A 23,676-nucleotide genomic window follows, 5' to 3' on the forward strand; every position below is an offset into this window, starting at 1 on the left:
TCAGGCCGCAGCCTTAGCAGCGTCCTTCAGCAACTGAGCAACACGCTCAGAAGGTTGTGCACCAACGCTCAGCCAGTAGGCTACGCGCTCTTGGTTCACGGACAGACGAACTTCTTGACCACGAGCAACAGGGTTGAAGAAACCAACCTGTTCCTTGTGCGAACCGTCGCGCGGGTTGCGGCTGTCGGTTACGGTCAAGTGGTAAAACGGGCGCTTTTTGGAGCCGCCAAGGGCAAGACGGATTGTTAGCATGTGAACATCGTTCCTGTAGTCGGTGCTGCAAATCTAAATGCACAGCGGGCATGGGTGCCCGAAAGGCCGCATATTCTAAGGAATATCCGGACTTTTGCAAATGTCTTTTTCCGGCACCTACCTGTGTGCCATTCAGATCTGCTATAGAGCCGTCGGTTAAAACGGCCAGTCAGCTCCCGCCAAGTGCGGGTTTGCTGGAGATCCCACATCCTTGTGGGTCGGAGCAGAAGCGAACTTCCGCTCGAATACTTTACATCTTGGGCATGCCGCCGCCGGGCAACATACCGCCCATGCCGCGCATCATTTTGGCCATTCCGCCTTTTGCGGAGAACTTCTTCATCATTTTCTGCATCTGCTTGTGCTGCTTGATCAAGCGACCGATGTCCTGCACCTGAGTGCCGGAACCCATGGCGATCCGGCGTTTGCGCGAACCGCTGATCATCTCAGGGTCGCGGCGCTCGGCCGGGGTCATGGAGTTGATGATCGCTTCCATCTGCTTGAATTGCTTCTCTGCCGCGCCCTGGGCGTTGCCCATTTGCGCCAGGTTCACACCGCCCATGTTCGGCAGCTTGTCCATGAGGCCGCCGAGGCCGCCCATGTTCTTCATCTGTTGCAGCTGGTCACGGAAGTCTTCGAGGTCGAAGCCCTTGCCCTTCTTCAGCTTTTTAGCAAGCTTATCGGCTTTGTCCTTGTCGAGCGTCGCTTCGGCCTGTTCGATCAGGCTGAGCACGTCGCCCATGCCAAGGATCCGCGAGGCGATCCGCTCAGGGTGGAACGGTTCGAGCGCTTCGCTCTTCTCGCCCATACCAATGAACTTGATCGGCTTGCCGGTGATGGCGCGCACTGACAGCGCGGCACCACCACGGGCGTCGCCGTCGACCTTGGTCAGGATCACACCGGTCAGCGGCAGCGCATCACCAAAGGCCTTGGCGGTGTTGGCCGCATCCTGGCCGGTCATGGCGTCGACCACGAACAGCGTCTCGACCGGGTTGATCGCGGCATGCAGCGCCTTGATCTCGCCCATCATCTCTTCGTCGATGTGCAGACGACCGGCGGTATCGACGATGACCACGTCGATGAATTTCAGTTTGGCTTCTTTAATAGCCGCCTGGGCGATGTCGACCGGTTTCTGACTCAGGTCGGACGGGAAGAAGGTCACGCCCACTTCGCCCGCCAGCATTTCCAGCTGTTTGATAGCCGCCGGGCGGTAAACGTCGGCAGAAACCACCATCACGGACTTTTTCTTGCGCTCTTTAAGGAAGCGCGCCAGCTTGCCGGCGGTGGTGGTTTTACCCGCACCTTGCAAACCGGCCATCAGCACAACGGCCGGAGGCACGGCACTGAGGTTCAAATCTTCGTTGGCCGCGCCCATCAGGCTTTCGAGTTCGGCCTGGACGATCTTCACAAAGGCCTGGCCCGGAGTCAGGCTGCGGGACACTTCGGTGCCGACCGCACGTTCCTTGACCGAGTTGACGAAGTCCTTGACCACAGGCAAGGCAACGTCGGCTTCCAGCAACGCCATGCGCACTTCACGCAGGGTGTCTTTAATATTGTCCTCGGTCAGCTTGGCCTTGCCGGTGACATGGCGCAGCGTCTGCGAGAGACGGTCAGTCAGGTTTTCAAACATGCGCGATCCTTTCAGGCCCTATTCATCGAAGTGCATTGGTAGACCGAGGTAATGGCGGCCCAGGCTGTGGTAAATCGCTATTAAAAACAGCGCTCGGCGAGCCTGCGGCGTGGGCAGGTCGCGGATTATAGCGAAGACTGTCGACATGCACACCCGCTGTCTGGCCCAGTGGTCTTTCGTGGAACGCAGGTGTATGCCAAACTCATCGGCTTTCGGGCTTGCTTAACAGGATTTATGCTCCCTTTGTCACCCAGTTTGCTCACCAGTCTCGCCGCCGCCCTCTTGTATGCCGCTGCGACTATCTACCAAGGCACACGCCTGGCCCAATGCGCCAAGGCGGATAAGCGCCTGCTGGCCAGTCTTGGCGTGCTCGCCCTGCTGGCCCACGCCGCCAGCCTGTTTACCCATCTGATGACGCCGGTCGGCCTGGGCCTGGATTTTTTCAGCGCCGCCAGCCTGATTGCTGCGGCAGTGATCGCCCTGACCCTGCTGGCCTGTTCGCGGATTCCCGTGGAAAACCTGCTGGTGTTGCTGTTCCCGTTGGGGATGCTGACCGTGCTGCTGGCGCAGTTCGCGCCATCAGGCACGGTGCAGGTGATTGATGAAGAGCCGGGCATCCTGGCCCACATCCTGCTGTCGATCCTCGCCTACGGTATGTTCACCATTGCAGTGTTTCAGGCCTTGTTGCTGCTCTTGCAGGACCACCAGCTCAAACACAAGCACCCCTCCGGGCTGATCAAGAACTTCCCGCCGCTGCAAACCATGGAAAGCCTGCTGTTCGGCTTCCTCTGGGCCGGCTGGACCTTGTTGTCACTGTCACTGATCTCCGGCTGGCTGTTCGTCGAGAACCTGTTCGCCCAGCACCTGGTGCACAAAACCCTGCTGGCGTGCCTGGCCTGGGTAGTGTTCAGCGTGCTGCTGTGGGGCCGCAACCGCCTCGGCTGGCGCGGGCACAAGGCGATCCGCTGGACCCTGGCCGGCTTCTGCCTGCTGATGCTGGCGTATTTCGGCAGCAAGCTGGTTCGTGAATTCATCCTGCATATCTGACGGGCAGTAATAATGGACAACTTGCCCCTGGGGCCGATGCTCGCGGTAATCGCCTTGCTGATTTTGTGGTCGGCGCTATTTACCGCCATCGAAGCCGCCCAACACCATTTACTGGCCCTGCGCCCTGGCACTCGCCAAAGCGACAAGGCCGACGCCCGCCTGAGTTTCCCGCGCAACAGCCTGATCCTCTGTAACACCCTGTGCCGTGCCGTGGTGGTGATTCTCTGCACCTTGCTGGCGATCTACGCGTGGGCGGAAAACGGCCCCTGGCTCGGCTGGGCAATCTCTTGCGCCGCGCTACTGGTGCTGGCCGATTACCTGCCGCGCACTCTGGCTACCCGCCACCCCCACGCAGTGCTGGGGTTTGGTAATACGCTGCTGGGCGTGCCGCTGAAAATCCTTTATCCGCTGGCCTGGCTACTTAACGGCATCAGTCTGTTATTACTGCGTCCGTTTGCCCGCAAGGCCGGCATCGTCAAGAAAAGCGACGAACCACAACTGGATCACGACGATGAGCCGGAACCCGAAACCTCCAACGGCCGGGAAGCAGGCATGCCGGGTATCCACGCCCTGGACAACATCACCGTCAATGACATCCTGGTCCCCCGCAGCGAAGTGGACGGCATCAACCTGGATGACCCCATCGAAGAGATCATCGAGCAGTTACACACTTCCAAGCGCACCCGACTGCCGGTGTTCCACAGCGACATCAACCAGGTCGAGGCGGTGCTCAATACCCGCCAGATCCAGCACCTGCTGCCGGACGCCAGCCTGACCAAGGACGCGTTACTGGCGGCCTGCCATGAACCCTACTTCGTCCCCGAAAGCACGCCCCTGCAACTGCAACTGCTGAACTTCCATAAACAGCAGCGACGCCTGGGCATGGTGGTGGACGAATACGGCGAAGTGCTGGGCATCGTGACCCTGGAAGACATTCTCGAAGAAATCGTCGGGGAATTCGAAAGCGAGCACAGTGTGGATAACCCGCACATTGAGCCGCAACTGGACGGCCGCTACGTGATCGACGGCGCGGCCTCGATTCGCGAGCTGAACAAAAGCCTGGGCTGGCACCTGCCCAGCGACGGGCCGAAAACCCTCAATGGCCTGGTGACCGAAGCGTTGGAGACCATTCCCGATTGCGCGGTGTGCCTGAAGATTGGCCGCTATCGCCTGGAAATCGTCGAAACCGAAGACAACCGCGTGAGCAAGGTGTTGATCTGGCACACCAGCACGGTGCCAGTGGCCGCCTGAACGCGATCCGTGTGGGAGCTGGCTTGCCTGCGATACAGGCGCCCCGGTATATCAGGTGTACCGAGGTGCTGCTATCGCAGGCAAGCCAGCTCCCACACCAATCCGACTCATTCCCAAAGATCCGTGCCTGGACCCTTGTTTACCTCTCAAACCCCTTCCTATAATCCCCACGGCTTACCAAACCCCGTCCGACCGGTGCTCGCTCCCATCCCGAGCCGCTCCGCGCATAACCCTGATCCATGGGTGCAAGACCAATAATAATCCGCGCTCAAGCGCGCAATGACTTCAGGGATACTCCATGAGCACCGCCTATAACGAGGCCGCGACCGCCGCCCCGACCAACTCGACCGCCCGTGTCGCCACCGCAAGCATCATCGGCACCGCCATCGAGTTCTACGACTTCTATATCTACGCCACCGCCGCCGCACTGGTGATCGGCCCGGTGTTCTTCCCACAGACATCCGGCACGGCGCAGATGCTCGCGTCATTCCTGACCTTCGGTATCGCCTTTATCGCTCGCCCACTGGGATCGGCATTGTTCGGGCATTTCGGTGACCGCATTGGCCGCAAATCGACACTGGTGGCGTCCCTGCTGCTGATGGGGGTCTGCACCACGCTGATCGGCTTGCTGCCCGGCTATGACAGTATCGGCGCCTGGGCACCGATTCTGCTCTGCGTACTGCGTTTCGGCCAGGGCCTGGGCCTGGGCGGGGAATGGGGCGGCGCGGCATTGCTGGCCACCGAGAACGCACCGAAGGGTAAACGCGCCTGGTTCGGCATGTTCCCACAACTGGGGCCATCCATTGGCTTCCTGGCCGCCAACGGGCTGTTCCTGATCCTGGCCATGAACCTGAACGATGAACAGTTCCGCAGTTGGGGCTGGCGCATCCCGTTCATCCTCAGCGCAGCGCTGGTGATGGTCGGCCTGTATGCACGCCTGAAGCTGCATGAAACCCCGGTCTTCGCCAATGCCGTGGCCAAGGAAGCGCCAGTGAAAGTGCCATTGGTGGAGCTGTTCAGCCAGCATTGGCTGCCGGTGCTGCTGGGCGCGGCCTCGATGGTGGTGTGCTATGCGCTGTTCTACATCACCACGGCGTTTTCCCTGAGTTACGGTGTTTCGACACTGGGCTACAGCCGCGAGACCTTCCTCGGGTTGCTGTGCTTTGCGGTGCTGTTCATGGGCCTGGCCACACCGCTGGCAGCTTTGGCCAGTGATCGATACGGGCGCAAACCCGTGCTGATCGTCGGCGCGGTCCTGGCGATCCTGTCGGGCTTCACCATGGAGCCGTTGCTGACCCATGGCTCGACCTGGGCCGTGGCATTGTTTCTGGCCCTGGAGTTGTTCCTGATGGGCATTACTTTCGCCCCGATGGGCGCGATGCTGCCGGAACTGTTCCCGACCCGCGTGCGTTATACCGGTGCTTCAGCGGCGTATAACCTGGGTGGAATCGTGGGTGCGTCGGCCGCGCCCTTCTTCGCTACCAAGCTGGTGGCGATGGGTGGCCTGAGTTATGTCGGCGGGTATGTGTCGGCGGCAGCGTTGCTCAGCTTGATTGCTGTGCTGTGCCTGAAAGAGACGCGGGATAACGATTTGAACAAGGTCGACTGATAGACCGCTTTCGCGAGCAAGCCCGCTCCCACATTTGACCGTATTTCCACAGTTGGAATGCAGTTAAATGTGGGAGCCGGGCTTGCCCGCGATAGGCGCGCTGCGGTTACAGCTCGACTACAACAGCCTTGGAAGCACGCACTGCTTTAGCCCGAGCAGCCTCGATCGACTCATCCCGTGCCAACGCCACGCCCATGCGGCGCTGGCCGTTCACTTCCGGCTTACCAAACAGACGCAGCGCCGTATCCGGCTCGCTCAGTGCAGCACCGAGGTTGGCGAACGCCGTCTGGGTCGACTGCCCTTCCACCAGAATCACCGCCGAAGCCGATGGCCCGAACTGACGGATCAATGGAATCGGCAAGCCCAGAATCGCCCGTGCGTGCAGGGCAAACTGCGACAAGTCCTGGGAAATCAGGGTCACCAGACCAGTGTCGTGCGGGCGCGGCGACACTTCGCTGAACCATACCTGATCGCCTTTGATGAACAGCTCAACGCCAAACAAACCGCGGCCACCCAGCGCTTCAGTCACCGCCTTGGCCACACGCTCGGACTCGGCCAGAGCGATCGGGCTCATCACCTGAGGCTGCCAGGACTCCTGGTAATCACCCTTCTCCTGACGGTGGCCCACCGGCGCGCAGAAGGTGGTGCCGCCCACGTGGCGCACGGTCAGCAGGGTGATTTCGTAGTCGAAGTCGATAAAGCCTTCGATGATCACCCGACCTTTACCGGCACGGCCGCCTTCCTGAGCATAATCCCAGGCTTTCTGCACATCATCGGCACTGCGCAGCAGGCTCTGGCCCTTGCCCGACGAACTCATGACCGGCTTCACAACACACGGGAAACCGAGGTCTTCGACCGCCTTGCGGTAGTCTTCCACGGTGTCGGCGAAGTGGTACGGCGAGGTCGGCAGGTCCAACTCTTCGGCGGCCAGACGACGAATGCCTTCGCGATTCATGGTCAGCAGCGCGGCGCGAGCGGTAGGAATCACAGTAAAGCCTTCGGACTCCAGCTCCACCAGGGTGGACGTGGCAATGGCTTCAATTTCCGGGACGATGTAGTGCGGTTTCTCCGCCTCGATCACCGCACGCAGGGCGGCGCCATCGAGCATGTTGATCACATGGCTGCGGTGGGCAACCTGCATGGCCGGCGCGTTGGCGTAGCGATCCACGGCAATCACTTCAACGCCCAGGCGTTGCAGCTCGATTACCACTTCCTTGCCCAGCTCACCGCAGCCACACAGCAAAACGCGGGTCGCGGTTGGCGACAATGGAGTTCCGATTCGGGTCATCTCAGGTCCTCAGGGGAGCGGATCGTAGGGAGAAAGGCCGGCATTTTACATGAACTGTAAAGATTGGCCTCAGTTGGCGACACGCTGCTTGCGTATCCGCCAGGCCATCGCCAGCCAGACCACCGTCACCCCGGCGAATTTCGAGACCAAAGCGGTCCCCGCAACGGCGGGTGTCAGGGCGCCGATCAGGCCGAAAAAGATAAAGGTATCGAGGGGTATGCTCAGTGCCGAGCTTATCCACAGCCGATCGTGCAATGGACGCTTGGTGATGCTGAACACCAGCCAGTCAATGCACTCGGAGACCGCGAAGGCCGTGGCGCTGGCCAGGGCGATGGCGGGGTCGGAGGTGACATAGGACAGCACCAGCGCTGCCAGCATGGCGATGATCGCGCCATGACCGAAACGGGTTTGCACCATGTCACGCAAGACAAACACCAAACCACCCCAGGCGGACCAGATTATGTCCAGGTGCGGGGCGGTGGAAAAAGCGAAGTTGATCAGCACGACGCTGCTGATATAGGCGATCAGGAAAAACATGGGGCGAGGGACCTGTGGGCAAGGGCCACAGGGTACTGCACATTGAGAAAGATGTCGTCTGGGCGGGCCTCATCGCAGGCAAGCCAGCTCCCACATTTGACCGAGTTGTCAGGTAGCGCACAGAGCAATGTGGGAGCTGGCTTGCCTGCGATAGCGCACCATCAGGCGCCAGACTTACCCGGGATCATCCACATCATCCCGCTCGCCTTGGCCCGCTCATGACACAACCCCAACACCACCCGCCGCTCGGCATTGTCCATGCGACTCCAGCGCGTGATTTCATCCACCGTGCGCTGGCAGCCGGTACAAATATCATCGTCATCCAACGCACAAATATTGACGCAAGGCGAAGCCACTGGGCGTTCCGGTGTATTCATTCTTCCTGCTCAACCAGATCACGGGCATAACGCTGAGCGTTATGCACATAGTGCGCGGCGCTGGCTTCGAGCATGCGTTTCTGCGCATCGGTCAGTTCGCGCACCACTTTGCCCGGCGAACCCATCACCAGCGAACCATCCGGAATTTCCTTGCCTTCACCAATCAGCGAGTTGGCGCCAATGATGCAGTGTTTGCCGATCTTCGCGCCGTTAAGGATGACCGCATTGATGCCGATCAGGCTGTAATCGTCGACGGTGCAACCATGCAACATGGCGTTATGGCCAATGGTCACGCCGGTGCCCAGGGTCAGTGGGTAGCCCATGTCGGTGTGCATCACGCTGCCGTCTTGCACGTTGCTGTTCTTGCCAATCAGGATCAGCTCGTTATCGCCGCGCAATACCGCGTTGAACCAGACGTTGGCGCCCTCTTCCAGCTTGACCTTGCCCACCAGCGTGGCGTTGGGCGCTACCCAGCTGTGGGGATGGGTCTCGACTCGGGCGTCGCCCAGGCGGTATTTCATGGTGTGGCCCTCACGGCGTGCCATACGAAACGATGGCTTATTAAGTATTGATAAAGCTTTTTGGCGGACGATGCAGGCTGATGTCAGCGTCGTCATAGAGCAGATTGATCAGCTCGACGATCATGATCGCCGTCAGCCCCCAAATCTTGTACTCGCCAAACCGATAGCTGGGTACGTACCAACTGCGACCCTGATAATCGATACGGTGGGTGTGTTCACGGGGATCCTGGCGGAAAAATTCCAGGGGCACACTGAAGACAGCGGCGATTTCCGCATCGTTGGCCAGGTATTCCACGTAATCGGGGATGATACCGACATAAGGTGTGACACGAATGCCATGCAGGGAAATCAAGGGACTTAGCGGGCCGATCACTTCCACCAGACCCGGTGGCAGGCCGATTTCTTCTTCGGCCTCGCGCAAGGCGGTGAATATCAGGTCCGGGTCTTCGGGATCGCGCCGCCCTCCGGGAAACGCTACTTCACCGCCATGGGTCGACAAACCGCTGGCCCGCAACGTCAGAATCAGCTCTGGTTCGTCGCTGCGGGTGATCGGTACGAGCACGGCCGCCTCCGGGAAACGGCCGTCAGTCTCCAGCGTGTGTGGCGTATGATTGCTTACCCGGCGAAGTAGCTCGTCCAGCATGAGTCATCTCGATCTGTTGGCTACCTTGCATCATGCACCAAAGCGTGCAGGCGCCCAACCCCAAAACCCGGGCGGTGTCGCTAAACGACAACTTGCAGGCCCAACCCTGTCACGCCAAGATAGGCGCACTCGTCAGGAACCCCAGCATGAACTTCTGCAGCCAGTGCGGTAAACCAGTCACACAGCGCATTCCCGAAGGCGACGCACGCCTGCGTTTCGTCTGCGATCACTGTCAGACCATTCACTACCAAAACCCTAATATTGTCGCCGGCACTGTGCCTGTCTGGGGTGACCAAGTGCTGCTGTGCCGCCGCGCCATCGAGCCGCGCCTGGGCTTCTGGACACTGCCCGCAGGCTTCATGGAAAACGGCGAGACCGTGGAACAGGCTGCCATGCGCGAAACCATGGAAGAAGCCTGCGCCCGAGTGCGCAATCTGAGCATCTATACCCTGATTGACGTGCCGCACATCAGCCAGGTGCATATTTTCTACCGCGCCGAGCTGGTTGATCTGGATTTTGCCGCCGGTCCCGAGAGCCTGGAAGTACGGCTATTTGATGAAGCCGACATCCCTTGGTCCGAGCTGGCTTTCCGCACGGTCGGGCGTACCCTAGAATGCTTTTTCGCTGACCGTCGGCAACAGTCGTACCCGGTGCGCAGCGAATCGGTACCGCCACTGACTGCGTTGGCCAAATAACAATCCAGACAGTCCGTAGTCTTCTAAGGGATATCGCTTGATGCGTTGGTTGCTTGCTCTGATTTGCCTGTCGTTCGCCACGCTGTCGCCGGCCTCCACCCTGGAGACCCTGAACGGTAAACCTGTCGAAAAGATCCTGGTTCTCAAATCCGCCCGTCAGTTGCAGCTGATCAATGACGGCAAACCACTCAAGACCTACCGCATTTCCCTGGGCAGAAACCCCAAGGGTACCAAGCTGATGGAGGGCGACCGCAGAACCCCGGAAGGCCTCTACTGGATCGACTGGCGCAAGACCAGCGACCGCTTCAACCTGTCCATGCACATCTCCTATCCCAACATTACCGACGCTGCCCGTGCGCGCCGCGAAGGGGTACTTCCGGGCGGCATGATCATGATCCACGGCACCCCCGACGCCGAGGATTACCCGGAAGAATGGTTCCACACCCTGGACTGGACCGACGGCTGTATCGGCATGCGCAATGTCGACATGCGCGAGGTCTGGAACCTGGTCAAGGACGGCACGTTGATCGAAATCCGGCCGTAACTTTCGACCGCTGGTAAAAATCAGCTAAAAAACTCAAAAAAAATCCCAGCCTCAAGCGATGCCCGCCAGTGAATACCAGTTCACCTGCCAGGCATGACTGGAGGCTGCGCGCCTCTGCCACAAAGAAAGACCTCTCTAATACCACTTGATTCAGCGCACTATAAAGGCGCCCGTAAACGCTTGCCTGCACCATTTTCGTGGCATTGACATGGTATTTAAGTGGTATTAATTTCCGACCACTACCGGGCGACAACACTCCAATAACCGCATCGGAAACCCTACAGATGAACCCCATCCTGGCCTTGCGCCCTGACGACAAACAATCCACGCCGTTGTACCTGCAACTGGCCCGTAATCTGGAGGCCGCGATTCATGCTGGCCAGTGGAAATCCGAACAAGCGTTGCCGTCGGAACGCGCCCTCAGCGAGCAGTTGAGTATTTCCCGGGTGACCGCCCGCAAGGCGCTGGAAGTGCTGTTCGCCCAAGGTCTTATCCGCCGCAGCCAGGGTTCCGGGACATTCATCACGCCGCGCCTGGAACAGCCGCTGTCGCGCCTCTCCGGTTTCAGCGAAATGCTGCGGCTCAAGGGCTTTGTCCCAACCTCTCAATGGCTGGAGCGCGACATCACCCCGCCGACCCACGAAGAATTGATCCGCCTGTGCCTGTCGCCCACCGACAAAGTGGCGCGCCTCAAGCGCCTGCGTAAGGCCGACGACACGGTCATGGCGATCGAAATGACCGCCATGCCGGCCTCGGTGCTGCCGCAACCACAAGCCATCGGCAACTCGCTCTACGAATACCTGGAGAGCATCGGCAAACCCATCGTGCGCGCCCTGCAGCACATCCAGGCGATCAACGCCTCGGATGAGTTCGCCGCCCTGGTGGGCATCGCCCCCGGCGCCGCCATGTTGCTGATGACGCGTGTCGGCTACACCGCCGACAACACGCCCATCGAAATTACCGACACCTACTGCCGCAACGATTACTACGACTTTGTCGCAGAGCTGCGCCGTTATGACTTTTCCGCTGAACTGCGGCCTTAGAGATCTGCCCATGTCCGAAGACAACATCCTCACGCCTCAAGGCTGGATTCGCGGCCACCTGGTGCACCAGCACGGCAAGGTCATTGCCGTTGAAGGTGTGCCCTGCGACCCGACCGAAAATGACCTGCCCTACCTGCTGCCGGGCTTTATCGACCTGCATGTTCATGGCGGCGGCGGCAAAGACATCATGGAAGGCACCGAGGCCTTCGAGACCATCACCCGCACCCACGTGCGATTTGGCACCACCTCGCTGCTGGCCACCACCATGACTGCGCCGGTGGACGAAATTTCCAGTGTGCTGGGTGCCCTCGGCCGCTTCTGCGAAAAACGCCCGACAGGCAGCGCCCGCGTCCTCGGCGTGCATCTGGAAGGTCCGTACATCAACCCCGGCAAACTCGGCGCACAACCGAACTTCGCCCACACCGCGTTGATGGCCGAAGTGGAAGCGTATTTGCGCCTGGCGCCGATCCGGGTGATCACTATTGCCCCGGAAATCGCCGGCCACGATGTGTTGATCCGCGCCCTCAGCGATCGGGGTGTGCGTATGCAGATCGGCCACACCCTGGGCAGCTATGAAGAAGGCGTCGCCGCTCTCGCCGCCGGTGCTACCAGCTTCACCCACTTGTACAACGCCATGAGCCCGCTGCATCACCGCGAGCCGGGCATCGTCGGTGCGGCCCTGGCCCATGCCCAATATGCCGAACTGATTCCAGACCTGTTGCACGTGCATCCGGGCGCCATGCGCGTGGCCCTGCGCTCGATCCCGTGCCTGTACTGCGTCACCGATTCCACCGCCGCCGCCGGCATGCCCGACGGTGAATACAAGCTGGGCAGCCATACCGTGACCAAATGCCTGGGCGGTGTACGCCTGGCTGACGGCACCCTCGCCGGCAGCACCCTGACGATGGATCAGGCGCTGCGCAATCTGGTGAAGATCGGCCTGCCCATCAGCGAAGCCTCACAACGCCTGTCGCAATTTCCGGCGGACTACCTGGGACTTACAGAACGCGGCCGCCTGCAACCCGGCAGCTTTGCCGACTGCGTGCGCCTGGACCGCTCCCTGAACCTCACCGACGTAATGGTCGAAGGAGAAACCATTGACTTCAAAAATGCTTGAAGAGGCCCTGTCCTCCTGTGTGGCCGTCGAGGCTCAACTGCAACGCCTGGACCCGCTGCTGGAGGAAGTCGCCGGCCGCCTGCGCCGCCAGCCGCCGCAAGTAGCGATGACCATCGCCCGCGGCAGTTCGGACCACGCCGCCAGTTACTTCGCCTACCTGACCATGCAGCACCTGGGGATTCCGGTGGCGTCGTTGCCGATGTCCGTGGTGACCATGTTGCAATCGCCGCTGAAAGTCAGCGGCCAGGTGGCGTTCGGTTTCTCCCAGTCGGGGCAGAGCCCGGACCTGGTCAACAGCCTGCGCCTGTTGCGCAAGCGTGGCGCCCTGAGCATTTCGATGGTCAACGCTGAAGATTCGCCCCTGGAAGCCGCGTGCGAGTTCCACGTACCGCTGTGCGCCGGGCCGGAAAACAGCGTCGCTGCTACCAAAAGCTTTATCGCCACCCTGAGCGCCAGCGCCCAATTGATTGGCCACTGGAACCAGGAAGACGGTTTGCTGGAAGCCTGCCATGCCCTGCCGGATGGCTTGCGCGAAGCCGCCAAACAGGATTGGCGCCTGGCCATCGACGCCCTGCGCGACTGCCAACGCCTGATGGTCATCGGCCGTGGTGCCGGCTTTGCCATCGCCCAGGAAGCCGCACTCAAGCTCAAGGAAACCTCGGCGATCCAGGCCGAAGCCTTCAGCAGCGCCGAAGTACGCCACGGGCCGATGGCCCTGATCGATGAAAACTACCCACTGCTGGTCTTCGCCCCACGCGGTGCCGAGCAAGCCGGCCTGCTGACACTGGCCGCCGACATGCGCCAGCGCGGCGCCCGCGTATTACTGGCCGCGCCGGACGATATCGCCGAACGCGACCTGACGCTGAGCCGCGCCGAACACCCGGCCCTGGACCCGATCCTGGCAATCCAGAGCTTCTACGTGATGGCCGCAGGCCTGGCTGAAGCCCGGGGCATGGACCCGGACCAGCCGCGCCACCTGAGCAAAGTCACCCGTACCCACTGATGTTGATTTCTGCCGTTTCCTGATGAGTACCGTGCCCATGTCCCACAATAATAATGACCTCACCCTCAGCGCTCCCCTCAGTGGGCCGGTGCTGACCCTGGGCAACGTTCCTGACGAAGTGTTTGCCAGTGGTGCCATGGGCGACGGCATTGCCATCGACCCGCTCAACGACTGCCTGCATGCGCCGTGCGACGGCGTGGTGATCCATGTCGCCCGCACCGGCCACGCCCTGACAATTCGTGCCGACAACGGTGCCGAAGTGCTGCTGCACGTAGGCATCGACACCGTTGAATTGAAAGGCGAAGGCTTTGCCCTGCTGGTCAAGGAAGGCGCACGGGTCAGTAATGGGCAGGCGCTGGTGCGCTTCGACCTGGACCGTATCGCTCGCCAGTGCAAAAGCCTGATCAGCCTGATCATCGTCACCAATGGCGATCAGTTTGAGCTGCAACCGATTGCCTCACAGACGATCAAGGTTGGCGAGCCTATGCTGCGAGTGGTTTCCCGCCACGCATCCACCGCACGCACGCTGGTGGCCGACAACGCTCATACCGAAGCCAACGCGAGCATTCGCATCACCCACCGGGGCGGCCTGCATGCGCGGCCTGCCGCCTTGATTCGCAAGACCGCCCAGGGTTTCAGCAGCCAGTCACACCTGCATTTCGCCGGCAAATCGGCGTCGTGCGACAGCCTGATTGGCTTGATGGGACTGGGCATCGGTGAACAGGATGAGGTGCAAGTCACGTGCCGTGGCAAGGATTGCGACGCTGCGTTGCAGGCACTGATTGCCGCGCTGTCGGTCGCCGTCAGCGAGGAGTCTCATGCACCGGTCGCCGTCACCCCACGCCCGGCCAATACCGAAGCCGGTGTACTGCAAGGCGTATGCGCCGCACCCGGTCTGGTGTGCGGGCCGCTGTTCCGGCTGAACGGGATTGAGTTGCCGCAGGACCCAGGCAACCACTCGGCCGACGAGCAATTGCAACACCTGGACAGTGCCCTGGAACAGGTACGCAGCGAAATCCGCAACACCCTGGACCACGCCCGCCAGCGCAAGGCCGTCGAGGAAGAGGAAATCTTCGCCGCCCACCTCGCCCTGCTGGAAGACCCAACGCTGCTGGAAGCCGCCACGGGTTCCATCGAACAAGGCAATGCCGCCACTCACGCCTGGCGTGATGCAATCCAGGCCCAGTGCGCCGTACTGTTGGCCTTGGGCAAACCCTTGTTCGCCGAACGCGCCAACGACCTGCGGGACTTGCAACAACGCGTGCTGCGAGCGCTGTTGGGTGAGGCCTGGCATTTCGAATTGCCCGCCGGCGCCATTGTCGCCGCCCATGAATTGACCCCCTCGGATCTGCTGCAACTGAGTGCGCAAAATGCCGCCGGTATCTGCATGGCCGAAGGGGGCGCGACCTCTCATGTGGCCATTCTCGCCCGAGGCAAAGGCTTGCCGTGTGTGGTCGCGCTGGGCTCGGAGGTACTCGACGTGCCGCCAGGCCAACGGGTGGTGCTGGACGCCGTCAATGGTCGCCTGGAACTCACGCCGGACGATGCACGCCACGCCCAGGTCCACCAGATTCGCGACGCGCAAAAACTGCGGCGTCAAGAACAACAGGCCCAGGCTCAAGCACCGGCCAAGACCCTTGATGGTGTGAGCATTGAAGTGGCGGCCAACGTTGCTTCCAGTGCCGAAGCGCAGATTGCCCATGAAAACGGCGCCGATGGCGTTGGCCTGTTGCGGACCGAATTTCTGTTCGTCGACCGCCGTACGGCACCCGATGAACAGGAGCAGCGCCAAGCCTATCAAGCGGTACTGGATGCCATGGGTGACAAATCCGTGATCATCCGCACCATCGACGTCGGCGGCGACAAACAGCTCGACTACCTGCCTCTGCCCGCCGAAGCCAACCCGGTGCTCGGCCTGCGCGGTATTCGCATGGCCCAGGTGCGCCCGGAACTGCTGGACCAGCAACTGCGCGCGCTGCTTCAGGTCAGCCCTCTGCAACGCTGCCGGATCCTGTTGCCGATGGTCAGCGAAGTCGACGAATTGCTGCACATCCGCCAGCGCCTCGACGAGCTGTGCGCCGAACTGGAACTGACTCAGCGCCCGGAACTCGGGGTGATGATCGAAGTGCCCGCCGCCGCGCTGATGGCCGAACAATTGGCCGAGCACGCGGACTTCTTGTCCATCGGCACCAACGACCTGTCCCAGTACACCTTGGCCATGGACCGCGACCACGCCGGCCTCGCTGCCCGCGTCGATGCAATGCACCCTGCACTGTTGCGGCTGATCGCCCAGACCTGCATCGGCGCGGCCAAGCATGGGCGTTGGGTCGGTGTGTGCGGCGCCCTGGCTTCCGATCCATTGGCCACGCCGGTACTGATCGGCCTGGGCGTCAGCGAGCTGTCCGTCAGCCCGCCGCAAATTGCTGAAATCAAGGACCGCGTCCGCCACATGGACGCGGCTCAATGCCGGCAACTGAGCCTTGGCCTGCTTAACCTGAGCAGCGCCAAAGCCGTTCGCCAAGCCTGTCAACACCACTGGCCGCTGAGCTGACAACAACAAGAAAAAAGGAGACACGCCATGTACCAACTATTTATCGAAGGGCTGCAACGCCTGGGCCGTGCGCTGATGCTCCCCATCGCCATCTTGCCGATTGCCGGCCTGCTGCTGCGACTGGGTGACACCGACCTGTTGAACATCGCGGTGATGCACGACGCAGGCCAGGCGATCTTCGCCAACCTGGCGCTGATCTTCGCCATCGGCATTGCCGTGGGTTTTGCCCGGGACAACAATGGTACGGCAGGGCTTGCCGGTGCCATTGGCTATCTGGTGATGGTCTCCACGCTCAAGGTGATGGACACCACCATCAACATGGGCATGCTCGCCGGGATCGTCAGCGGCCTGATGGCCGGCGCCCTGTATAACCGCTTCAAGGACATCAAGCTGCCGGAGTACCTGGCGTTCTTCGGTGGGCGACGGTTTGTGCCGATTGTCACCGGTTTTTCGGCGGTGGGATTGGGGGTGATCTTCGGGCTGATATGGCCGCCGATCCAGCACGGCATCAATAGCTTCGGCGTGTTGCTGATGGAAAGCGGCAGCTTCGGCGCCTTTGTCTTCGGCGTGTTCAACCGCTTGCTGATCGTCACCGGCCTGCACCACATCCTCAACAACATGGCCTGGTTTGTGTTCGGCAGCTTCACTGACCCTGCGACGGGTGCGGTCGTGACCGGCGATCTGACCCGCTACTTCGCAGGCGACCCGAAAGGCGGCCAGTTCATGACCGGCATGTTCCCGGTGATGCTCTTCGGCCTGCCCGCCGCGTGCCTGGCGATGTACCGCAACGCCCTGCCGGAACGGCGCAAGATCATGGGCGGGATCTTCCTGTCGATGGCCCTGACCTCGTTCCTTACGGGGGTGACCGAGCCGATCGAATTCGCTTTCATGTTCCTCGCGCCGTTCCTGTACCTGCTGCATGCGCTGCTGACCGGTTTGTCGATGGCCATTACCAACCTGCTGAACATTCACTTGGGCTTTACCTTCTCCGGTGGCTTCATCGACATGGTCCTCGGCTGGGGCAAGTCCACCAATGGCTGGCTGGTGCTGCCGGTGGGCCTGGCCTACGCGGTGGTCTACTACACGGTGTTTGATTTCTGCATCCGTCGCTTCAACCTGAAGACGCCGGGCCGTGAAGATATTCAGGTCGTACCGACCGAAGCCATGACCGATAACCAACGCGCCGGGGCCTACATCCGCGCCCTCGGCGGTGCCGACAACCTGCTCAGCGTCGGCGCCTGCACCACCCGCCTGCGCCTGGACATGGTGGACCGCAACAAAGCCGTGGACGCAGAACTCAAGGCGCTGGGTGCAATGGCCGTGGTTCGTCCTGGCAATGGCGGCAGCTTGCAGGTGGTAGTGGGGCCAATGGCTGACAGCATTGCCGATGAAATCCGCCAGGCCATGCCGACCGCAAGCAACACGCCGGTTACCGCCGTCGTCACGAAAACCCAGGCGCACACCGTCGCAACGCCCGAAGCCGAACAGTGGCTGAGCGCCTTGGGTGGCAGCGACAATGTGCTGCAACTGGACTGCGTCGCCATGAGCCGCATTCGCCTGCAACTGGCCGATGATAAGGCGCTGTCGGAGCAGCAACTCAAGGCCCTGGGTTGCCAGGGTGTGAGCCAGCTCGAAGGCGGCATCTGGCACCTGCTGGTGGGCGACTCGGCCCAGGGATTGAGCGCTGCTCTGAAGGCGTTGTCGAGCCGAGACCCGATCCGCACCGGCGTCTGACCCCTACTTATCTACCGCCCTTGCGAGGGCACCGCTCCCCATGCTGATGGCTCTTACCCTCAGCATGGAGAGCGTGCCTGTGAGCACTACACCCACGTCCTTTGAAGACATCGAAGGCGCCCTTAACCCGATTGGTCATCACCTGCTCAACGCCGAAGCACCGTTGCTGCCAGAGCAGAAACCTTCTACCGAACTGGCCTATCTGGAACACCTGAACGGCATCCTCAAAACCTACCACCAGCCGCTTTTCCAGAAGAGCCGAGCACTCTATCAATCGCTGGAACACAGCGACCTGGCAACCCCGGAAGGCCAGGCCCAACTCGCCACGCTCAAAGCCACACTCAATACTCAGTTGCAGCGCCTGGATGACTACGAGCCCGTCGGTGGCAAGGCGCGCAAATCCTTCATGACCTTTGAGGCAGGGTTCTCCGCCCTGACCCACGAGGCAGCCCTCGGTACCCAGGATCGCCTGTTACACCCACAAGAACGCGCGACTCTCGAACGTGTCCCCCTGGGATTGACCCTGCGTCCAGGCCTGTACGCGCTGACCTTCAGCTATCAGAACCGCACCCTCGAATTGGCCGGAGCCTTTGTGCTCACCGAAAAATCCAGCCCGGTGGTGGCCAGCCTGGCGTCAACGCAGGCCGTCGGCGCAGTGATGTTGTTTACCCCAACGCGGGGGATCGAGACATTCGACTCGCTGGCCGAACTGAACGCCCACCTGCTACAGAACATGGAAAGCGCCACCGAACATAACGCTTTCATGAACCTGCTGCCCGCCCGCTATCGCGCCTTGTCGCCAGGGGCGATCTGGCCGCTGGAACTATCGCCCATCGACGGCGAACCGCTGTTTGAACACACCTACAACGCCGTAATCAACAAGCGCACAGAGGACGTCGAGCGAGCCCTGAGCCTCGCGGATAACCCAGACCAAGATGTCAGTCAGTTGCTCAGCGCCCTCGACCGGGCAATCGAAGCCGCCCAGCCCGACCTCACCCCACGCCTGGCGTGGCGCGCCCAACGCTTGCTGGAGCGCTACCTGCGCCATAGCGCCCCAGACTGGTACCGCAGCGCCAGCGAAGCCCGCCGAGTCGCGCTGGCCGGTAACCTGGCGGACTACAACGAAGCCCGCCAGAACCTGCTCGATCTGCTGGGCCCGGTCACCACGCCTGAAACCCTGGCCCGCTATCAACTGCTCGAACGACTGAGCGACGACCTGGATATCCACGACCTGACGCCGGAACACCTGGTGATCAACACCCGTCGCTACGTCTCCCCCATCGGCGAATATGAACACAGTCGTACGCTGATTGACCTGGCCCTGCGCGGGCTGCAAGCCGGTGATGAACAGACGGGCTCGGACTTCCTGAGCAAAACCACACTCACCTATCAAGGGATCCCACTGCCCAAGGCCTACAAAGACCTGACTGTGGCCTGGCTGGTGCAATTGCTCAGCACCTTGCAGCCGCGCATCGACTTTGCCGACGTGCAACAACAGATGCATGCAAAACCCGAAACCAGCCACGCGATCGAACAAATGCTCGACCAGCGGATCAACGCGCTGGCCTATACCGCCCTGCTTCAGGGCCACCTCAGTGAAGATGACTTCCAGTTGGTGCAGAACCTGCGCCGAGGCACCGACACCCGTCTGAGCGCCGCCACCCTGTCGCTGCACGAAGCCCAGTTGCAGGACATGTGGGTACTGCGCCAAAGCGATGCCAACGGCACAGTCACCCGCCTGCTGCTGTGTACCCCGGAAGCACCTCGAGAGCAGCAATTCAAGGCATTCGACAGTGAGATCGCCTGCCAGAACCACATCCTCGGCTGGAGCCTGGACAACGGCACCAAAAGTCCACCAGGCAGCCTCACCGACTACCTGATCAAGCGGGTTGCCCTGCGCTTTCGCGCGGCAATGAAACAAGTATTGATCGGCCTGAGCTTCAAGCCTCATGCCCAGGAATACAAAGAGATCCGCTTTGACAACATCGGTAGCCACGCCAACTGCCTCAAGGCCATGTCAGCCCATGTGCTGGCGACCCGCATCGACGACTATGACTTCAGCACGCCAGGCTGGTATCGCTCCACCAGCACTGCCAACCGCCAGAAACTGCTGAAACTGTCTGAAGATGCCGAAGGTGCATTGCACACCTACAACGACTTCCCGTTATCTGACGCGCGCTTCCCCAGCTTCTCCAGCTACCTGCATGAGCAGGCGAAAAAACGCCTGAACGAGCTGCTGGGGCGCCGCCAGAACGACGTTGACCCCGATACCGTCTGGGCCTTCTCACCTGCGGCGCTGCTCGGTTCGACCCCGCCGCCCCTGACCTACACCCAGCTGTACCGTGACGGCTATGCCGACGGCGTGGGCCTTCTTGACGAGAAGTTCTCTCGCTCTGCCCGCTTCAGAGGCCCGAAAGACGTTGATCTGAGCCCGCTGACCGCTGAAAAGGTCGCTCGTTCGGTCACCGGTATTTGGATCGGCCAACGTTACATTAACGAGGTCAAGGCCCGGCTGTTGAATGCCGGCAGCGCAGATTATGAGTTTCGACGCAATGCAACCCTGAGCATTACCCAGTGCCAGATGCAAAGCGCAGCCCTGGCGTGCCGCCTGCAAGGGTATATCGCCGGGGCCGATTGGGAATGGCTGGAGCGCAGTATCGCCAGCATGGACAATACCGCCGCCGAAACGCGCAGCTCCTACGCCATCCATCGGCTACTGGTCGACGGTGAATGGGTGATCGACAACTTTCTCTTCAGTCACACCGGTTTCCCGACGTTGCTTTACACCCCCAATGCACCGGACGGCATCAGCTTTCGTGAGGCACGGCAGTTCAATTACCTGCTGAAAAAGACCCCCGACATGATCGGTTATTTCACCCTACGGGTAGGTGCTCCGTCCCAAACCCGGGTGCGCGCCTTTCTGGAGAGCGCCAAGGCGCAATTGCCCGAAGACCTGGACAAAACGTCTGCCAGCCCTGCACGGTACGACTCGACCCGCGCCCAATCTCCGCTCCTGGATTTGCGCCAGGCCCTGTACAACATGAAGCTGCAACGCAAGGTCGACGACGTTGAAGGCACCACCGCCAACCGCAGCCAAATGATCATGAGTATTGCGTGGACCTGCGTGGAATGGGTCACCGCCGTTGCCACCGCGCCGTTCCCCATCCTCAGCCTGAGCCTGGGCATGCTGCTGGCGTTCAAGGACGGCATGCTGGCGTTGCACGCCTATCAGCAAGGCGATATTGGCGCCGCCGTGGAGCACTTGATCGGTTACGTGCTCAACAGTGCCGGTGCGGCATTCACCGATCTGCGCCCGGCGTTGGTATCGCTCAAACAACTGGCAAAGCCAACCCTGCGTCAGGTCGCCAAAAGTACCGCCTTGCCAAGCGAGGCCTTGAAACTGATCCAGCCACTGCAACCCAAGCCGCTGGCGCTTGAAGACATGCAAGCGGTGCTGTTCGGTGGCGAGGGCCTTTGGGCGAAAAAGACCCCGGATGCGATTGGCCGCTACTTGCTGTACCGACTGGACCCGGTCACCGGCAAACTGGTCTCCACCACACGTGTGGCAGCCCCCGATGCGCAAGGCGTCTGGAGCCGTACCGGCATCACCGGTGGCGCCCCCAAGTATGAAAAACTGCCCGATACACCGAAACCGCTCAGTCCTTATGAGATTCCGGCGAAGTACGCCAGCAAAATGGAGCTGGCCCTCAACCCGGATGTGCGGGAAGGGATGCTGCAGCAGTCTGAATGGCTATTCGGCTCGCGGAACGTGGTTCTGGGCAGTATAGCCAGTGACCTCAATGCCTTGCGCACGACCTACCTGCAACAAGTCGAACGCCTGACCAGCGACGCCCAGGACTTCTTCAAGAACCTCATCCCGCTGCCGGCCCGCGCCGAAACCCCGGCGATCGAGGCCAGCACCTCATTCTCGCAACTGATCACCAGCGACGCCTTCAGTGGCAACAAAAACCTGGTCATTGGCGCGATACCGGGCTCCATCGCCAGTAAACAACTGCTGATCACCCAGATGGATGCCTTGATCAGCAAGGGGTTCAAGCATCTGTATATCGAGTACCTGCCCACCGATGTCTTCCGCCCCAAACTGGAGAAACTCAACAGCGGCAAATCCTGGCTGCATATCGAACAGCACCTCAAGGCCGTGGATAAAGCCTTAGGTTTTGTCGAAGGTGCCGAGTACTCCTATGTTGCCCTGGTGCGCAAAGCGCAAGAAAAAGGCGTGAAGATCAAAGCCCTGGACGCCTCCACCGCTTATCAACTGGACGATGCCCTGCAATTGGGTGACACCCCGACCACCACGCCCCGGGATAACGCGGTCAGGAACTTCTATTCCCACAAGGCTATCGAGACCGACGCCATCGACGAGCCAGACGCGCGCTGGATTGCGTTGGTGGACTCGTCCCGCCTGCGCACCTTCGATAAGACGCCAGGCCTTGCAGACTTGCAGGACGCCGTCGCATTACGCGTGGAAGATGTGGGCCCGGAGCAGACAGTGGGCCTCTGGCTCGACACGCCCGGCGGCATAGCGGGTGACCCGTTGGCCAAGGCCGATTATCGGTTGACCTTACACACCCCGTACAAAGTTGCGGAGCAAGCCGCGTCGTCCAGCACCGCAGTAGCGCATTACAACAAATACGATATTGATCTGCCCTTCAGTGAAGCCATGATTCGGGAGACCTCTACACAGCATGGACTGGACGCCAGCTATGGCCTAAAAACTCCTGCCCGCAAGGCCTTCCAGAACGCCAGAGAACGCCTGAACACCGATGCCGAAACTTACCTGGCCAACCACCTGCCGCCGGCCAGGCCCGATACATCCGTACTGGCCTCGTCGAAAAGCCCGGAATCATTCTTGGAAAAACTACGCGAAAGCGAGTTTTCGGGACTCGTCCTCGGTGAAGAACACTCTGCACAATCAAGCAAACGGTTACTGCGCGAACAGATGGGAAAACTCAAGGAGCTGGAGTTCAAGACACTGTATGTCGAACAGTTGCTAACCGATCTGCATCAAGCGGACCTGGATATATTCTTGCGTACCCAACGGCTGACGGACAACCTCAAGCGCTATCTCAAGCAGTTGGACAAGCGCTGTATGCCGAACTACCCAGGAAACGATACCTATACTGAGGTCATTCAGGCAGCAGCCAGGCATGGCCTGCGCATTCGAGCACTGGACTGCACCGCCAGTCACATCGTCACGGGGCTGGGGGACACGAACCTGGCGCGCAAGCAGATGTTCAGCTACTTCGCCTCCGAGGTGATCAAGGCCGACCAGGCAGCACATGGGCCTCACAAGTGGGTCGCCTTGGTTGCCAGTGCACATACCAATAACAACCTGGGTGTGCTTGGCCTGGCAGAGCTGCAAGGTGCGGTCAGCCTGCATGTCAGGGATACGGCTCCCGAACTGGCGAAAAATATTCACTCCGGAACCTGGGAGACATTTGCCGAGGGCATGGACCCTTTTGCAAGCGCATTGCGCAGCGACCTCACCCTGGAGGCCGGTATCAAAGGGACAAAAGCCCCCACGCCCTTTACACCGGTGGACCAGAAACGATTGAAGCGGCCAGGCCTGTTTCTGATCGAACGCCCATCGCCGGCGCAGAGCAATGTGCTGCACCGCTCCCGCACCGGGGAAATCGTGTCGACACCGATCAAGGTCGACGACAAGGGCATGTTTTACGTCGAACGCTGGGAACCGATGCAGGGCAAGCGCTTCAGGTACGCAAGCACGTTGATAGGAGCGCTGCGGGCGGAAGTGGGGTTGGTACCCGCGCCTTGAGTCATTGAGGGTTTAACCTTGATTTCATGACTGCCAACAA

The 23,676-nt window shown here is 60.8% G+C and carries 18 protein-coding genes; 11 read left to right on the forward strand and 7 right to left on the reverse strand.

The window, feature by feature from the left end; genetic code table 11:
- Together rpsP and ffh are read right to left on the reverse strand one after the other, a co-directional pair.
- Window positions 1–252 carry a 30S ribosomal protein S16 gene (rpsP, locus tag GNF76_RS02895; protein ID WP_007944872.1) on the reverse strand — a complete coding sequence of 84 codons (252 nt, stop codon included), beginning with the start codon at window positions 250–252 and terminating at the stop codon, window positions 1–3.
- A 250-nt stretch (window positions 253–502) separates the two neighbouring features.
- Window positions 503–1,879 carry a signal recognition particle protein gene (gene ffh / locus GNF76_RS02900; protein ID WP_155581682.1) on the reverse strand — a complete coding sequence of 459 codons (1,377 nt, stop codon included), beginning with the start codon at window positions 1,877–1,879 and terminating at the stop codon, window positions 503–505.
- A gap of 234 nt (window positions 1,880–2,113) precedes the next feature.
- Between ffh and GNF76_RS02905 the strand changes: the two genes are divergently transcribed.
- From GNF76_RS02905 to GNF76_RS02915, 3 genes are all read left to right on the forward strand, one after another.
- The gene (locus GNF76_RS02905) at window positions 2,114–2,926 is read left to right on the forward strand and encodes a cytochrome C assembly family protein (RefSeq protein WP_155581683.1); all 813 of its coding nucleotides are present in this window, start codon (window positions 2,114–2,116) and stop codon (window positions 2,924–2,926) included.
- A gap of 12 nt (window positions 2,927–2,938) precedes the next feature.
- A complete protein-coding gene (locus GNF76_RS02910) occupies window positions 2,939–4,177 on the forward strand; it encodes a transporter associated domain-containing protein (RefSeq protein ID WP_155581684.1) in 1,239 nt (412 codons plus the stop codon).
- Between the two features lie 298 nt (window positions 4,178–4,475).
- Window positions 4,476–5,786 carry an MFS transporter gene (locus GNF76_RS02915; RefSeq protein WP_155581685.1) on the forward strand — a complete coding sequence of 437 codons (1,311 nt, stop codon included), beginning with the start codon at window positions 4,476–4,478 and terminating at the stop codon, window positions 5,784–5,786.
- Between the two features lie 106 nt (window positions 5,787–5,892).
- Here GNF76_RS02915 and purT read toward each other — a convergent pair whose 3' ends face one another.
- The 5 genes from purT to GNF76_RS02940 form a co-directional block, all read right to left on the reverse strand.
- Window positions 5,893–7,074: a formate-dependent phosphoribosylglycinamide formyltransferase gene (gene purT / locus GNF76_RS02920; protein WP_155581686.1), complete on the reverse strand. Its 1,182-nt coding sequence runs from the start codon at window positions 7,072–7,074 to the stop codon at window positions 5,893–5,895.
- A gap of 69 nt (window positions 7,075–7,143) precedes the next feature.
- A complete protein-coding gene (locus GNF76_RS02925) occupies window positions 7,144–7,611 on the reverse strand; it encodes a preQ0 transporter (RefSeq protein WP_155581687.1) in 468 nt (155 codons plus the stop codon).
- 161 nt (window positions 7,612–7,772) lie between these two features.
- Entirely contained in the window at window positions 7,773–7,988 is a 216-nt protein-coding gene (locus GNF76_RS02930; RefSeq protein WP_155581688.1) for a DUF1289 domain-containing protein, read from the reverse strand.
- The gene (locus tag GNF76_RS02935; protein WP_065939223.1) at window positions 7,985–8,509 is read right to left on the reverse strand and encodes a gamma carbonic anhydrase family protein; all 525 of its coding nucleotides are present in this window, start codon (window positions 8,507–8,509) and stop codon (window positions 7,985–7,987) included. The genes GNF76_RS02930 and GNF76_RS02935 overlap by 4 nt, the downstream gene beginning before the upstream one ends.
- A 40-nt stretch (window positions 8,510–8,549) precedes the next feature.
- Entirely contained in the window at window positions 8,550–9,152 is a 603-nt protein-coding gene (locus tag GNF76_RS02940; protein ID WP_155581689.1) for a CoA pyrophosphatase, read from the reverse strand.
- A 146-nt stretch (window positions 9,153–9,298) separates the two neighbouring features.
- Between GNF76_RS02940 and GNF76_RS02945 the strand changes: the two genes are divergently transcribed.
- The 8 genes from GNF76_RS02945 (at window position 9,299) to GNF76_RS02980 (ending at window position 23,636) form a co-directional block, all read left to right on the forward strand.
- Window positions 9,299–9,847 (forward strand): NUDIX hydrolase, encoded by a 549-nt coding sequence (locus GNF76_RS02945; protein WP_155581690.1) that lies wholly within the window; start codon window positions 9,299–9,301, stop codon window positions 9,845–9,847.
- Between the two features lie 40 nt (window positions 9,848–9,887).
- Entirely contained in the window at window positions 9,888–10,391 is a 504-nt protein-coding gene (locus tag GNF76_RS02950; RefSeq protein WP_155581691.1) for a L,D-transpeptidase family protein, read from the forward strand.
- A gap of 284 nt (window positions 10,392–10,675) precedes the next feature.
- Window positions 10,676–11,434, forward strand: a complete 759-nt coding sequence (locus GNF76_RS02955; RefSeq protein WP_155581692.1) for a GntR family transcriptional regulator — start codon at window positions 10,676–10,678, stop codon at window positions 11,432–11,434.
- Between the two features lie 10 nt (window positions 11,435–11,444).
- Complete coding sequence (nagA, locus tag GNF76_RS02960) at window positions 11,445–12,551, forward strand: N-acetylglucosamine-6-phosphate deacetylase (RefSeq protein WP_155581693.1); 1,107 nt, start codon at window positions 11,445–11,447, stop codon at window positions 12,549–12,551.
- A complete protein-coding gene (locus GNF76_RS02965) occupies window positions 12,532–13,554 on the forward strand; it encodes an SIS domain-containing protein (RefSeq protein ID WP_155581694.1) in 1,023 nt (340 codons plus the stop codon). The genes nagA and GNF76_RS02965 overlap by 20 nt, the downstream gene beginning before the upstream one ends.
- Before the next feature lie 37 nt (window positions 13,555–13,591).
- Window positions 13,592–16,105, forward strand: a complete 2,514-nt coding sequence (ptsP, locus tag GNF76_RS02970; RefSeq protein WP_155581695.1) for a phosphoenolpyruvate--protein phosphotransferase — start codon at window positions 13,592–13,594, stop codon at window positions 16,103–16,105.
- 27 nt (window positions 16,106–16,132) lie between these two features.
- Window positions 16,133–17,839: an N-acetylglucosamine-specific PTS transporter subunit IIBC gene (nagE, locus tag GNF76_RS02975; protein WP_155581696.1), complete on the forward strand. Its 1,707-nt coding sequence runs from the start codon at window positions 16,133–16,135 to the stop codon at window positions 17,837–17,839.
- A 79-nt stretch (window positions 17,840–17,918) separates the two neighbouring features.
- A complete protein-coding gene (locus GNF76_RS02980) occupies window positions 17,919–23,636 on the forward strand; it encodes a dermonecrotic toxin domain-containing protein (RefSeq protein WP_178123152.1) in 5,718 nt (1,905 codons plus the stop codon).
- Window positions 23,637–23,676: the final 40 nt, after the last annotated feature.

Origin of the sequence: Pseudomonas spelaei (assembly GCF_009724245.1) — a bacterium.
GTDB classification, from domain to species: domain Bacteria; phylum Pseudomonadota; class Gammaproteobacteria; order Pseudomonadales; family Pseudomonadaceae; genus Aquipseudomonas; species Aquipseudomonas spelaei.

What these genes read in the sequence shown, in the direction of transcription:
- rpsP (WP_007944872.1), bottom strand. Translation starts at nt 252, where the DNA reads ATGCTAACAATCCGTCTTGCCCTTGGCGGCTCCAAAAAGCGCCCGTTT.
- ffh (WP_155581682.1), bottom strand. Translation starts at nt 1,879, where the DNA reads ATGTTTGAAAACCTGACTGACCGTCTCTCGCAGACGCTGCGCCATGTC.
- GNF76_RS02905 (WP_155581683.1), top strand. Translation starts at nt 2,114, where the DNA reads ATGCTCCCTTTGTCACCCAGTTTGCTCACCAGTCTCGCCGCCGCCCTC.
- GNF76_RS02910 (WP_155581684.1), top strand. Translation starts at nt 2,939, where the DNA reads ATGGACAACTTGCCCCTGGGGCCGATGCTCGCGGTAATCGCCTTGCTG.
- GNF76_RS02915 (WP_155581685.1), top strand. Translation starts at nt 4,476, where the DNA reads ATGAGCACCGCCTATAACGAGGCCGCGACCGCCGCCCCGACCAACTCG.
- purT (WP_155581686.1), bottom strand. Translation starts at nt 7,074, where the DNA reads ATGACCCGAATCGGAACTCCATTGTCGCCAACCGCGACCCGCGTTTTG.
- GNF76_RS02925 (WP_155581687.1), bottom strand. Translation starts at nt 7,611, where the DNA reads ATGTTTTTCCTGATCGCCTATATCAGCAGCGTCGTGCTGATCAACTTC.
- GNF76_RS02930 (WP_155581688.1), bottom strand. Translation starts at nt 7,988, where the DNA reads ATGAATACACCGGAACGCCCAGTGGCTTCGCCTTGCGTCAATATTTGT.
- GNF76_RS02935 (WP_065939223.1), bottom strand. Translation starts at nt 8,509, where the DNA reads ATGAAATACCGCCTGGGCGACGCCCGAGTCGAGACCCATCCCCACAGC.
- GNF76_RS02940 (WP_155581689.1), bottom strand. Translation starts at nt 9,152, where the DNA reads ATGCTGGACGAGCTACTTCGCCGGGTAAGCAATCATACGCCACACACG.
- GNF76_RS02945 (WP_155581690.1), top strand. Translation starts at nt 9,299, where the DNA reads ATGAACTTCTGCAGCCAGTGCGGTAAACCAGTCACACAGCGCATTCCC.
- GNF76_RS02950 (WP_155581691.1), top strand. Translation starts at nt 9,888, where the DNA reads ATGCGTTGGTTGCTTGCTCTGATTTGCCTGTCGTTCGCCACGCTGTCG.
- GNF76_RS02955 (WP_155581692.1), top strand. Translation starts at nt 10,676, where the DNA reads ATGAACCCCATCCTGGCCTTGCGCCCTGACGACAAACAATCCACGCCG.
- nagA (WP_155581693.1), top strand. Translation starts at nt 11,445, where the DNA reads ATGTCCGAAGACAACATCCTCACGCCTCAAGGCTGGATTCGCGGCCAC.
- ptsP (WP_155581695.1), top strand. Translation starts at nt 13,592, where the DNA reads ATGTCCCACAATAATAATGACCTCACCCTCAGCGCTCCCCTCAGTGGG.
- nagE (WP_155581696.1), top strand. Translation starts at nt 16,133, where the DNA reads ATGTACCAACTATTTATCGAAGGGCTGCAACGCCTGGGCCGTGCGCTG.